10 protein-coding genes and 1 pseudogene are annotated in these 12,511 nt (G+C 64.7%); 8 read left to right on the top strand and 3 right to left on the bottom strand.

What is annotated here, in order from left to right; genetic code table 11:
• Window positions 1–32 precede the first annotated feature (32 nt).
• From B4920_RS06350 to B4920_RS06320, 8 genes and pseudogenes are all read left to right on the top strand, one after another.
• Window positions 33–722: a protein-L-isoaspartate(D-aspartate) O-methyltransferase gene (locus B4920_RS06350; protein ID WP_079433779.1), complete on the top strand. Its 690-nt coding sequence runs from the start codon at window positions 33–35 to the stop codon at window positions 720–722.
• A 6-nt stretch (window positions 723–728) separates the two neighbouring features.
• A pseudogene (locus B4920_RS29870) lies at window positions 729–1,145 on the top strand (Mut7-C RNAse domain-containing protein); the annotation flags it as partial.
• Between the two features lie 117 nt (window positions 1,146–1,262).
• A complete protein-coding gene (guaA, locus tag B4920_RS06345) occupies window positions 1,263–2,825 on the top strand; it encodes a glutamine-hydrolyzing GMP synthase (protein WP_254050862.1) in 1,563 nt (520 codons plus the stop codon).
• A gap of 222 nt (window positions 2,826–3,047) precedes the next feature.
• Window positions 3,048–3,317, top strand: a complete 270-nt coding sequence (locus B4920_RS06340; RefSeq protein ID WP_079433778.1) for a hypothetical protein — start codon at window positions 3,048–3,050, stop codon at window positions 3,315–3,317.
• A gap of 134 nt (window positions 3,318–3,451) precedes the next feature.
• Entirely contained in the window at window positions 3,452–3,664 is a 213-nt protein-coding gene (locus B4920_RS06335; RefSeq protein ID WP_079433777.1) for a hypothetical protein, read from the top strand.
• Between the two features lie 24 nt (window positions 3,665–3,688).
• A complete protein-coding gene (locus B4920_RS06330; protein ID WP_079433776.1) occupies window positions 3,689–4,798 on the top strand; it encodes a VIT1/CCC1 transporter family protein in 1,110 nt (369 codons plus the stop codon).
• A gap of 67 nt (window positions 4,799–4,865) precedes the next feature.
• Entirely contained in the window at window positions 4,866–6,278 is a 1,413-nt protein-coding gene (locus tag B4920_RS06325; RefSeq protein ID WP_079433938.1) for an MBL fold metallo-hydrolase RNA specificity domain-containing protein, read from the top strand.
• Between the two features lie 98 nt (window positions 6,279–6,376).
• Window positions 6,377–6,586 (top strand): DUF3079 domain-containing protein, encoded by a 210-nt coding sequence (locus tag B4920_RS06320; RefSeq protein ID WP_079433775.1) that lies wholly within the window; start codon window positions 6,377–6,379, stop codon window positions 6,584–6,586.
• Between the two features lie 65 nt (window positions 6,587–6,651).
• Here B4920_RS06320 and B4920_RS06315 read toward each other — a convergent pair whose 3' ends face one another.
• Genes B4920_RS06315 through cueR form a run of 3 tightly spaced genes read right to left on the bottom strand, consistent with a single transcriptional unit; the run spans window position 6,652 to window position 12,511 of the window.
• Window positions 6,652–10,641 (bottom strand): PAS domain S-box protein, encoded by a 3,990-nt coding sequence (locus B4920_RS06315; protein WP_079433774.1) that lies wholly within the window; start codon window positions 10,639–10,641, stop codon window positions 6,652–6,654.
• A gap of 53 nt (window positions 10,642–10,694) precedes the next feature.
• Window positions 10,695–12,026 carry a hemolysin family protein gene (locus tag B4920_RS06310; RefSeq protein WP_079433773.1) on the bottom strand — a complete coding sequence of 444 codons (1,332 nt, stop codon included), beginning with the start codon at window positions 12,024–12,026 and terminating at the stop codon, window positions 10,695–10,697.
• Window positions 12,027–12,082: 56 nt separating this feature from the next.
• Window positions 12,083–12,511: a Cu(I)-responsive transcriptional regulator gene (gene cueR, locus B4920_RS06305; RefSeq protein WP_079433772.1), complete on the bottom strand. Its 429-nt coding sequence runs from the start codon at window positions 12,509–12,511 to the stop codon at window positions 12,083–12,085.

Below are 12,511 nucleotides of genomic sequence, written 5' to 3'. Positions count from 1 at the left end.
TCTTTTCCACGTACGGGCAGGAGGCGCGGCGGATGTCCAGGTTTCCGGATGACTACGGCAAGGGTGGCCGGGTGCGGATGCTGGCGGACATCGCAGACGAACTGGCGGCCACCCGTTGGGAGACGGGGCTGGATGCGCTGGCCCCGTGCGTTCTGGCCGCCATGGCGACGGTGCCACGGGAAGCCTTCGTTCCGGAGGAAGTGCGTTACCTGGCTTTTCGCAACGGACCGGTGGGCATCGGCCACAGCCAGACGATCTCGCAGCCCTTCATCGTCGCGTTGATGACCCAGCTGCTCGCGCCGCGTGCTGGGCAGACGATCCTGGAGGTCGGGACCGGCTCGGGCTATCAGGCTGCCGTGCTGGCGCAGCTGGTCCGGCAGGTGTTCAGCGTGGAGATCATCGCGGCACTGGCTCATGAGGCGGCGCCCCGCCTGGCCGGGCTTGGCTACGCCAACGTGGAGGTCCGCCATGGCGATGGCTGCGAAGGATGGCCGGAGCACGCGCCCTACGACGGAATTATCGTCACCGCCGCGGCGCCGGCCGTGCCGCCGCCCTTGGTCGAGCAATTGAAACCAGGCGCGCGGCTGGTCATTCCGGTGGGTCTCAACCATGCCTTCCAGACCCTGAAGCTGATCGAAAAGCATGCGGATGGCGGCATCTCCAGCAGCAACGTGCTGACCGTGGCGTTCGTGCCGCTGACCCGAGATCTGCGGGACGACTGATCCACCGTGCGCGTCCGCTTTCATTTCCTCGGCGGGTTGGCCCACCGCCTGCGCATGGCAGGTTTCGACACGCTCTTCCGCAACGATTACGCGGACCCGGAAATCGCCGCGATCGCCGAGCGTGAGCAGCGCATCGTGCTGACCCGCGATCGGGCCTTGCTGATGCGCAAGGCGATCGTTCGCGGCTGCTATGTCCATGCTCTGAAACCAGATGCGCAGTTTCGTGAGCTGGCCGCCCGGTTGTCGCTGGCACCGACTTGCCGGCCGTTTTCCCGTTGCCTGGAATGCAATGCGCCGCTGCATCCGGTGCCGAAAGCCGATGTGCTGGCGCAACTGCCCGAATCGGTTCGCCTGAAGCACGAACGATTCACCCGTTGCGAGGGCTGCGGGCGCGTGTTCTGGGAAGGCTCCCACTGGCAGCGCATGCGTGGCTTGCTTGCGGATGGACTCGTTTGCACACACGGAAGTCTTCAAGCAGGGCGTCCTGGCGCCTCAGACGCTATAATTCGCGATTACTCGTTTTCATCCAACGGAACCGCTGTGCACAAGAAAATCCTGATCCTCGATTTCGGCTCCCAGGTCACCCAGCTCATCGCCCGCCGCGTGCGCGAGCAGCAGGTGTACTGCGAAATCCACCCGTACGACGTGTCGGACGACTTCATCCGTAACTTCGCGCCCCAGGGGATCATCCTGTCCGGCGGTCCGAACTCGGTCTACGAGGCCACGGAATGGAAGGCGCCTCAGGCCGTCTTCGAGATCGGTGTGCCGGTGTTCGGCATCTGCTACGGCATGCAGACCATGGCCAGCCAGCTCGGCGGCAAGGTCGAAAGCTCCGGCAAGCGCGAATTCGGCTATGCCGAGATCCGTGCCCGCGGCCATTCCGAGCTGTTCCGCGGCATCCAGGACCGGACCAACGACGAAGGCCACGGCCTGCTGGACGTGTGGATGAGCCATGGCGACAAGGTCACCGAGTTGCCGACCGGCTTCAAGGTCATCGCCTCCAACGAATCCACGCCCATCGCCGCCATGGCCGATGAGGCGCGCAAGTTCTACGCCGTGCAGTTCCACCCGGAAGTCACGCACACCATCAAGGGCAAGGACATGATTGCCCGCTTCGTGCATGAGATCTGCGGCTGCGAGCACGACTGGAACATGCCGGACTATGTGAACGAAGCCATCGAGAAGGTCCGCGCCCAGGTCGGCAGCGACGAGGTGATCCTCGGCCTGTCCGGCGGTGTCGACTCCTCCGTGGTCGCGGCCCTGCTGCACAAGGCCATCGGCGACCAACTCACCTGTGTGTTCGTGGACAACGGTCTGCTGCGCCTCAACGAGGGCGAGATGGTCATGCAGATGTTCGCCCGCAACCTGGGCGTCAAGGTCATCCACGTGGATGCCACCGAGCAGTTCATGGGCCACCTGAAGGGCGTCTCCGACCCCGAAGCCAAGCGCAAGATCATCGGCCGCGAGTTCGTCGAAGTCTTCCAGGCCGAAGCCGCCAAGCTGCCCAGCGCCAAGTGGCTGGCCCAGGGCACCATCTACCCGGACGTGATCGAATCCGCCGGCGCCAAGACCGGCAAGGCCCACGCCATCAAGAGCCACCACAACGTCGGCGGCCTGCCCGAAACCCTCAACCTCAAGCTGCTCGAACCGCTGCGCGAGCTGTTCAAGGATGAAGTCCGCGAGCTGGGCATCGCCCTCGGCCTTCCGCACGAGATGGTCTACCGCCACCCGTTCCCCGGCCCCGGCCTGGGCGTGCGCATCCTCGGCGAAGTGAAGAAGGACTACGCCGACCTGCTGCGCCGCGCCGACGCGATCTTCATCGACGAACTGCGCGCCGCCGACTGGTACGACAAGACCAGCCAGGCCTTCGCCGTCTTCCTGCCGGTCAAGAGCGTCGGCGTGATGGGCGACGGCCGTACCTACGAATACGTCGTCGCGCTGCGCGCCGTGCAGACCCAGGACTTCATGACCGCCCACTGGGCCGAACTGCCCCACAGCCTGCTTGGCAAGGTCAGCAACCGCATCATCAACGAAGTCCGCGGCATCAATCGGGTGGTGTACGACATCAGCGGCAAGCCGCCTGCAACGATCGAGTGGGAATGATCCAGACTGCTGACGCCTCTGTTGTCGGCTGCACTTGGTGAATCAGCAAAAGCCCCGGCGCCGCCGGGGCTTTGTTTTTTTGGCAGTGATTCAGTCATTGAAACTCGGTGCCATCCGGCGTGCCATCTCTTCCATTCTGGCGCACATTGAGGTCTCGTTGCAGGGCCGCCTGACCAGTCGCCTGGGTGGGGGGTGCTTGGCATGTCCACGGCCGCCGATAAAATGAGTCTCGCCCTGACGGATCGCAAGGTGCTGAGCGGTATGGTGCTGCAGACGCTGGTGGGCGAGCGACTCCTGGCGCCGGCCGATGTGTATCGGGTCGTGCCGCGCCGGATCTGGATTCGGCGTAAGTCCGAAGGCTCGCTGACGAGCTCCGAGTTTGACGCCTTGTACCGGATGCTCCGTTTGCACTTGCTGGCCGAACTGGTTTTTGGCGATGCCCGGTGTGCCAGCGGCTGGCTGCATTCCCCGAAGAAGCGCCTCGACTTTTGACGAGCGGCGGCTGCCGGGGTAATCGATGAGCTGTTTGAGGATGGTGCTGGCAAGGCCCGCCTTTGATCCATCCCAAATCGTGCTCCGATACGACAGTGGTAGACTGCCCACCTCGGGCTTGAAACCGGAATACCATGAGTTCATATCCGATCGAGGTCATCAATCAGGCGCTGCATGCCCACGATCCCGATTGCAAGTATTGGCTGGAGCGTGTCAACGCGTTGCTCGACGATCCGGCCAACTGCCTGCATCGCAAGGCATTGGAGCATACTCGGGAATATCTCGAGGACATTTCTGGCGGCGAGAACGCAGCCCGGGGCCACCCGGTTTCCGACGATTGCCAGTAGTCCGTCCGCTGGAGGGCGCCGTCCATGGACAAGGATGTCGAACGGTACATCAGGAACTGGCGTGACGAGCAGGACGGCGCGGCTTTGTACGCCGGTCTGGCCCGGGCCGAGACGGACCCGGTACGCCAGGATCTTTTCCTGCAACTCTCCCAGGCCGAGCTGAGCCACGCGGCCCATTGGCGCGGCAAACTCGATGAAGCCGGCGTTGGTGTCGGCGCCCACGTGCCGGGGCTGCGCACGCGGATGCTGGTGTGGCTGGCCCGGCGTTTCGGACTGCGCTTCGTCTTGCCGGTGCTGGCCACGGCGGAGTTTGCCGATCGGGACAAATATGCCGGCCAGCCCGATGCGGAAGCCTTGTCCGGGGAAGAGCGTTCCCACGCGGCAATCATAGAGGCCGTCAATCGGCCGGGCGGGCATGTCGGTGCCGATATCGCACGGGCCGAGCGTTGGCATGGCCGTGGCTCGGGCAACGAATTGCGGGCGGCAGTGCTCGGCGCCAACGACGGCCTGGTGTCCAGCTTGTGCCTGGTGATGGGAGTGGCCGGCGCGGGAGCGTCGTCGAACACCATCCTGCTGACCGGTCTGGCCGGCCTCATTGCGGGTGCGGTGTCGATGGCGCTGGGGGAATGGTTGTCGGTGACGAATGCCCGGGAGTTTGCGACCAGCCGTGTAGCCCAGGAACGCCAGGAGCTGGAGGAAAACCCGGAAGCCGAGCGCAAGGAGCTGGCGCTGATCTTCCAGGCCAAGGGACTGGCCCGGGAGGATGCCCAGCGGGTGGCCCGGGACATGATGCGAGATCGCGACACGGCCCTCGATACACTGACGCGGGAAGAGCTCGGCATCGATCCGGCGGAGATGGGCGGCAATCCGTGGAGTGCCGCGGCGGTGTCCTTTGTGCTATTTGCCGCCGGCGCCATTTTTCCCGTGTTGCCTTTTTTCTTCAGTGGCGGTCTGGCGGGTGCTGCCTGGAGTCTGGCGCTCAGCGCGCTGGGTCTGGGGGCCATAGGACTGGCGACCTCCCTGTTCAGCGGGCGGGGCGTTGTCTATTCGGTACTGCGGCAGATTGCCATCGGCGCTGCTGCGGCCTGCGTCACCTATGGCAGCGGCGCGCTGATCGGCGTATCGATCAGCTGAAATGCCCGTGCTGCCTTGCTTTCCGGCGAACGGAAGTTCAAGCTGGATGCAACGGGAGGCGTTCAAAATGCGTATCAGCTTCTTTGGCGCGGCCGGTGAAGTCACCGGATCGTGCACCTTGGTGGAAACCGGGGACGTGCGTTTCCTCGTCGACTGCGGCATGTTTCAGGGCGGGGGCGAGGCTCGACTGAAGAACCAGCGGGCGCTGGATTTCGGTTTCGATGTCCGCAAGATCGACTTCGTGCTGCTGACCCATGCCCACATCGATCATTCCGGGCTGTTGCCGCGCTTGGCCGTGCTGGGATTCCGCGGTCCGATCTACACCACACCGGCGACGATCGACCTGCTTGAGGTGTTGCTGCTCGACAGTGCCCACATTCAGGAAAAGGAATCCGAGTGGCAGCTCCGCCACCAGCGGCGCATCGGCAAGAGCGGGCGCGGCGTGCATCCTCCGCTCTATACCGTGGCCCAGGCCCAGGCGACGCTGCCGTTGCTGCGGCCGGCAGACTATGGTCAGCATATAAAGCCGGCAGAGTCCGTCCGGGTGTGCTTCCATGATGCAGGCCACATCCTCGGTTCGGCCTGGCTGGAAGTGACGATCAGCGGCGAGGGCAGGCCCCGCAAGCTCGTGTTCTCAGGCGATCTCGGCATGCGCGACCGCCCGGTGCTGAACGACCCGGAGCCCGTAGTGCCGACGGCTGACGTGCTACTCATCGAATCGACCTACGGCGACCGCCTGCACCGGCCTCTGCCGGAAACGGAGGACGAAATCGTCGCGGCCTTCGGCAGAACCCAGGCCTGTCATGGCAACCTGATCATCCCGTCCTTCGCGGTGGGGCGCACCCAGGAGATCATCTATCTCCTCGCCGATCTGGTGCGCCGGGAAAGGCTGGCACCGCTGAAGGTCTACGTGGATTCGCCGATGGCCAATGAGGCCACCCGCATCACGCTGGCCCATCCGGCACTGCTCGACGCTGAGACCCACGAACTGACCGCCTGGCTACGGGAGCACCCGAACAAGATGAAGGTCGAATTCGTGGCGGATGTGGAGGCCTCGCGGGCGCTCAACGAAATCCGCAGCGGAGCGGTGATCATCTCCGCCAGCGGCATGTGCGAGGCGGGGCGCATCAAGTACCACCTGCGCGAGAACCTCCCGCGCAGCGAGTGCGGCGTGCTGATCGCTGGCTTCCAGGCCGCCGGAACCCTCGGCCGGCGATTGGTGGATGGCGCACGACTGGTGCACATCTTCGGTGAGCCGGTTCCGGTGCGGGCGCGCATCTATACGGTTGGCGGCCTGTCGGCCCACGCAGACCAGGCCGGGCTCATCGGCTGGCTGAAGGGCTTCCATGCGCCCCCGCGCCACACCTTCGTGGTTCATGGCGAAGCGACCGCAGCCGTCCACTTCAAGGAAGCCATTGCCGAGCAACTGGGGTGGCGGGATGTGCAGCTTCCGCAGCAAGGGGAGAGCGTCAGCCTCTGAACGGCTCGGGAGCGTCGAGAGCCGGACTTCTTGCCCGAGATCAAAGCCGGGGAAAAATAGCCGAGTAAACTGCTCAACAATATTTGCGAGAAGCAGAGATGGCTAAGAAATTTCCCTTGCATCCGGCCCATCCGGAACGCATCTGCTGGGGCTGCGACAAGTACTGTCCGGCCGACTCCCTGGCCTGTGGCAATGGTTCGGGCAGAACCCTGCACCCGGCCGAAATGCTCGGCGACGACTGGTATTGCCATGGCGACTGGGGGCTGGATGCCCCGGACGACGCGACGGCGGTCAAGAAGGCCGAGTAGGCTGCGGGCGCTCCTGGCTCCGGTGGAGGTCCCGTCGTCAATGGGAGAAGCGCGCGGGATACGATTCAATGTCTCTCCGCAAGGGACTGAAGCAGATCGAGGGCGGGCGTGAAGCGCAGGTTCTCCACCGCGACGACGATGGGCTCGATCGCTGTGGCGCCGAAACGTGCCTCCAGCGCAGCCTGCTGTGCCTCGAACTCGCCGAGCGCGGCAAAATCGTTGGCCTGCAGGGCCGCGATCAGGTGGAACAAGCTCTCGTTGGTAATCGATTGCACGTCAGTGCAGGCTGCCGTCACGGGCGGTTGTGTCAGCCAGGGGGCGGCAGAAGCGAACAGGCGCTTCACGGCAGTTTCGAGCGTCCCCAGATCCGTGTCGCCCGCGCCCACATTACCGCCCTCGTAGGTGGCTTCGAGGCGCGCAGCGAGTTCTGCCACTTCCACGGCCGACAGGTTGCCGGCGCCTCCCCTGAGCTTGTGCATGCGCTGCCGGGCTGTTTCGAGATCCTGCCTGGCAAGCGCGGTGCGGACCTCATCGACGACATTGGCGAACTCGTCACGCAGCCGCGCAAGGGCGGACAGGAACAATGCGCGGTCGCCGAGCAGGCGCCGGCTGGCGGCTGCGGTGTCGACGCCGTCAATTTGCGGAAACACGGCAGCATCCTCCACGGGCGATCGGGATGCAGGGGCCGTGCCCGCACGGATAGCCTGACCCGCCCAACGCCGGGCTGTGGCAACCAGGGTGTCGATCTCGAAGGGCTTGGCGAGAAAATCGTTCATTCCGGCTTGCATGGCGCGTTCCCGCTGGCTCGGCAGGGCCCCGGCTGTCAGCGCGACGATGGGAAGATTGGCCAGGGTGGCTTCGCCCCGAATCGCGCGCGTTGCATCGATGCCGTTCAGCTCCGGCATCTGTACGTCCATCAGGACCAGATCGAAGTCACATGGCGCGGCAGTGAGCTTTTCGATGGCAGTGTGGCCGCTGTCCACGATCTCGCAACGGGCACCTTCCAGCTCCAGCAGCCGGCGGGCAATGTCCAGATTGACGGGGCTATCGTCCACCACCAGCACACGCAGGCCGGCCAGTCGCGGCCCCTCGCAGGCGGCAAGGTCGGAGGGCAGGTCTTGGGTCGTCGAGTTATCCACCTCGAACGGTACCGTAAACCAGAATTCGCTCCCTTCGCCCAGGCGGCTCTCCACGCCGATCTCGCCGCCCATCAGGGTCACCAGCCGCCGGCAGATCGCCAGCCCGAGGCCGGTACCGCCGTAACGGCGCTGGGTCGATTCGTCGGCCTGCACGAAGGCGTCGAAAACCCGCTCCAGTTGTTCCGGTGCGAGGCCTATGCCGGTGTCGCGGATCGAGAATCGCAGTGTGATCGAACCGGCCTCTTCGACCAGCGCCTGCACGGAGACGGCCACATGCCCCTTCGACGTGAACTTGAGCGCATTGCCGGTTAGGTTGTATAGCACCTGGCTCAGGCGCTGGGCATCGCCGATCAGCGTGGAGGCAATTTCGGGCAGCGGCGCCCACTCCAGTGCGATGCCCTTGGCGGCAGCCACCGGGGAGAGCACGTCCACCAGATTGCTGATTACGTTGTGGAGCACAAAGGGACTGCGCTCGAGTTCGAAATGACCGGCCTCGATTTTCGACAGATCGAGCACGTCGTTGATCTGCCCCAGCAGACCACGTCCAGCGGTGCGGAGAGTGCGCACGAGCTGGCGCTGGTCCTCGTCGAGGGGGCCGCGCTCGAGGATCTGCACGGTGCCCAGGATGGCATTCAGCGGCGTGCGGATCTCGTGGCTCATGGTGGCCAGAAAGGCGCTCTTCGCGGCGCTGGCCTGTTCGGCCGCGTCCTTGGCAGCCAGCAGCTCCCGCTGGCGCTCCGACAGTTCGGCGGTACGCGCCTCGACTTCCCGCGCCAGATCCTGGTTGTAGTTGATCAGGCGCTGCCGGCTCTCCTTCAGCGCGGCTTCGGCGGCCTTGCGGGCCGTGATGTCCTCAATGGCGCCGGTCACGTAGCGGACGGCGCCGTCGGCGTCGCGCACCACCGAAGCCGTGATATGCACCCAGGCGATCTCCCCGTCCTTGCGGACGAAGCGTTTCTCGGCGTCGTAGATATCTCCATCGGTCAACAGGCGACGCACCCGCTCCCGGTCGGCAGGGATGTCGTCCGGATGGGTGATGTCCAGCGGCCCCATGCCGTCGAGCAACGCCTTCCTGCTGTAGCCGGTGATCTGGCAGTAACGCTCGTTGACGTCCAGGTAGCGGCCGCGGGCATCAAGCTGACCGGCACCAACCGCCATGTTCTCGAAGAAACTGCGAAAGCGCGCCTCGCTCTCCCGCAAGGCCTCCTCGTGCTGCCGTCTCTCAGTGATGTCGAGCACGACGCCGCTGATGTGCATCGGCTCCCGTCCGATCTCTTCCCTGGAGGCATGTCCCGAAGCTGCAAGCCAGTGGATCGAGGCGTCCGGCCAGACGACCCGATATTCGCAACGATAGACGCTGCCGTTGGAGATGGCTTCCGCCAGGGCCCCCTGCATGATCGTTCGATCGTCGGGATGGATACGGCGGACGAAGTCTTCCAGCGGCACGCTGTTGCGCGGCTCGAAGCCGAACAGCTCGAGGCAGCGCACCGAGGCCACCACCATGTTCGTCCCGATCTCCAGGCTCCAGGTGCCGAGATCGGCGCCGGCGATGGCCAGCGTCAATGCGTTGTCCCGCTCGACGACCAGCTCTTCCAGATGCTTGCGGTGTTCACGTAGTGCGGCTTCGCTGGCCTGCCGGCGGGCATTCTCCCGCCATAGCAGGAAGAAGATGCCAAGCAGGGTGAGAATGCCGAAGATGCCCCCCCGCATCAGGGTTTGCAGGGCATGTTCGGCAGCCTGCTCCTTGGCCCTCTGGCGCAACTGCAGCAGGCGCGCCTCTTCGGCCAGAATATCCGCGACCCCTTGCCGGATGTCGTTCATGTGGCCTTCGCGCCAGAAATCCCGCAGGGAAGCCTGCGCGGCATCCGCGCCCACTTTCTGGCGCAGGGCGATGGTGAGGTCCATACCTGCCAGCTTTGCCTTGAGCGGGATCTCAAGCTCCTGCAGACGCTGCTGTTGGGCGGGATTGTCCACGCTCAGACGACGCACTTCGACGAGACGGGCGCGCAGTTCGGCAACCGAATGCCGATAGGCGCTCAGGAAATGTTCGTCACCGATACCCGCATATCCGCGCTCGGCAGACTCCGCATCGAGCAGGCTGGCCAGCATCTGCTGCACTTCCAGCATGACCTGCCAGGTGTGGTTCTCCAGGCGATCCGCTTCGTCAACGCTGCGCAGACGTTCCGCGACAATCCCGCCAACGACCAGCAGTGCAGCCACCGCCGTGGCCACCGCGATTCGCGTGAGCCAGCCGAAGCCGCCGGGCGGCAGGCGGTTGACCACGATGCCCAGCGCCAGCAGGGTAAAACCAAGCGCCGTATGGCCGGACATATTGCTGTACGGCGCAAGGTGGTAGAACGCCTCCACGTCAAAGAGGTAACCGAAGATCGCCATCAACCCCAGGAAACCCATCAATGCGGTGGCGTAACGGCACAGGCGATCGCCCCAAGGGCTGTGGCCGGCAGTGAGGGCGACGCCGCCCAGGGTCAGGCAGGCAGCCGAAGCGGCGGCCATGCGCCCGGTTGCTTCTCCGACGGCACGATGGAAATCGACGATCAGGTTGTCCAGCCCCAGATCGAGATTGAACATTTCCTGTATGGACTGGGCCAGTCCGAGGAGCCCCGCTGCCAGACCGAGGCTGCGGGCGCACCGTTGCAAGGCTGGGCGGCGGTCGGTGCTGCAGAACAATGCAAGCCCGGCCAGCACGAAGCCGGCCGCGGTGTTGGCCTTCATCGATGCCAGCCCTGGGCCCAGTGTCCGGACTATGGGGATGTCCACGGCCCAGCCGAGGAGAACGCCGATGCCCAGCACCACGATACTCGCGGCAAGGATGCGGACAATGCGCGAGAGCCGGCGTTCGTCGACCGAATCCTGGGGTCCGAACAGTGAAGCTTGTAGGCTTGCGGTTTGTCGCATCGGCTCACCTGACGCAAAACAACCGGGTTCTGGCCGCGCAGCCTTCCGGCCAATTACTGGACCGGGGTGCGCTCCGGTTTGACGGTCCGACTCTCGGCGGGGGACAACAGCACCTTGTCCACCCGATTACGGTCCATGTCCATGACTTCAAAACGCCAGCCGCCCGCTTCGAAATGATCGGTCGGTGCCGGAACCCGGCCCAGCGCATACATCAGGAACCCGCCCAGGGTGTGGAAGGAATGCTCCTCCTCGCCCGGCAGGTCGTCGCTAATATCGAGTTCCGACTTCAGACGCTCGATGCCCACGTCGCCATCCACCAGCCAGGAGCCGTCCTCCCGCTGCAGCATGTCCCTGTCCTCCAGCGCATCCGGCACCGACAGCTCGCCGACGATTGCGGCCAGCACGTCGGTGAGCGTGACCAGCCCCTGAACGTCGCCGTATTCATCGATGATCAGTGCAAACTGCAGTTTGGCCCGACGGAAGCTCTCGAGCAACTGGGTCGTGGTGACCGATTCGGGCACGAACAGCGGCGGGTGCAGTACAGACTCCACATCCGCCACCGAAATACCATGGCCGGGCAGGGCCTTCTTCAGCAGATCCCCGGTCTGCAGCACGCCGACCACATGTTCCAGGCCATCGCGACACACCACGAGGCGTGAGAACTCGGTATCGACGATGCGCTGGCGGATCGTCCCCTCGTCTTCCTCCAGGTCGATGATCGACATGTCCCGACGGGGTGTCATGATCGACGAAATGCGCTGTTCGTCGAGTCGCAGCACGTTGGAGACAATCTCCTGTTCACTCTCGTGGAAGACACCCGCCTCCGCGCCTTGTCCCATCAGGACCTTGATTTCGTCATCGGTGACCGGCGGCTCCTCCCTGCGGCGGGCGCCGACGAGGCGCAGGATGGCCGAGCAGGATCCGGACAGGATCACCACCAGCGGGTGGGTGATGCGGGCAAGGATCATCATTGGGCGGGCGATCAGTGACGCGATGCCCTCCGGCGCCAGCAAGGCCAGGCGCTTGGGCACCAGTTCGCCGACGACGACCGAGAAGTAGGTCAGACCGATCACGGTGATGGTCAGCGCAACCCCCTTGGCGTAAGGGGCGAGAAGGGGAAGACCGGCGAGCATCTCGGCCAGCGGGTCGGCCACGGCGGCTTCACCGATCGCGCCATTGAGAATGCCGACCAGGGTGATGCCGACCTGAATGGTGGAGAGAAAGCTGGACGGTTCCTGGTGCAGGGTGAGGGCTGCCTTGGCCCCCAGGCTGCCGTCATCGGCAAGGTTCTGCAACCGGGCCTTGCGGGACGAGACCACGGCGATCTCGGACATGGCGAAGACGCCGTTGAGAAGAATGAGCAGTAGAACGAGGACTAAATCCATCAGGCAAGCCGCCCTGCGGGATTGCAGGCGGCTTTTGAGTTGGGACGGCGAGCATTCTAGCGGGACGGCTCCCGCTTGGGGCCGTCGTCAAGCTGGGCGGAGGCAGCCAGTCCGTCGAGGATCGGGCAGTCGGGGCGCTCGTCACCACAGCAGTTCCGGGCCAGTGTGGCGAGCGTGTCACGCATCGCACTGAGCTTGTGGATGCGTGCGTCGAGGTCCTGCAGATGGGCCTCGGCGAGGCATTTGACCTCGGCACTGGAACGTCCGGTGTCCTGCCAGAGGGACAGCAACTGCCCGATCTGCTCCAGTGGAAAGCCAAGATCTCGCGCGTGGCGGACGAAGTGCAGGGTTTGCACGTCCCGCTCACCGTACTGGCGGTAGCCGGCGGTGCTGCGGGCGCTGGCACCGAGCAGCCCGATCTTCTCGTAGTGGCGAATCATCTTGGCCGACACGCCACTGGCGGCAGCGACTGCTCCAATGTTCAT

Origin of the sequence: Zoogloea sp. LCSB751, assembly GCF_002028455.1 — a bacterium.
GTDB lineage: Bacteria > Pseudomonadota > Gammaproteobacteria > Burkholderiales > Rhodocyclaceae > Zoogloea.
The sequence above is the reverse complement of the archived record's forward strand: the minus strand, read 5'-3'. Positions and strand labels throughout refer to the sequence as shown.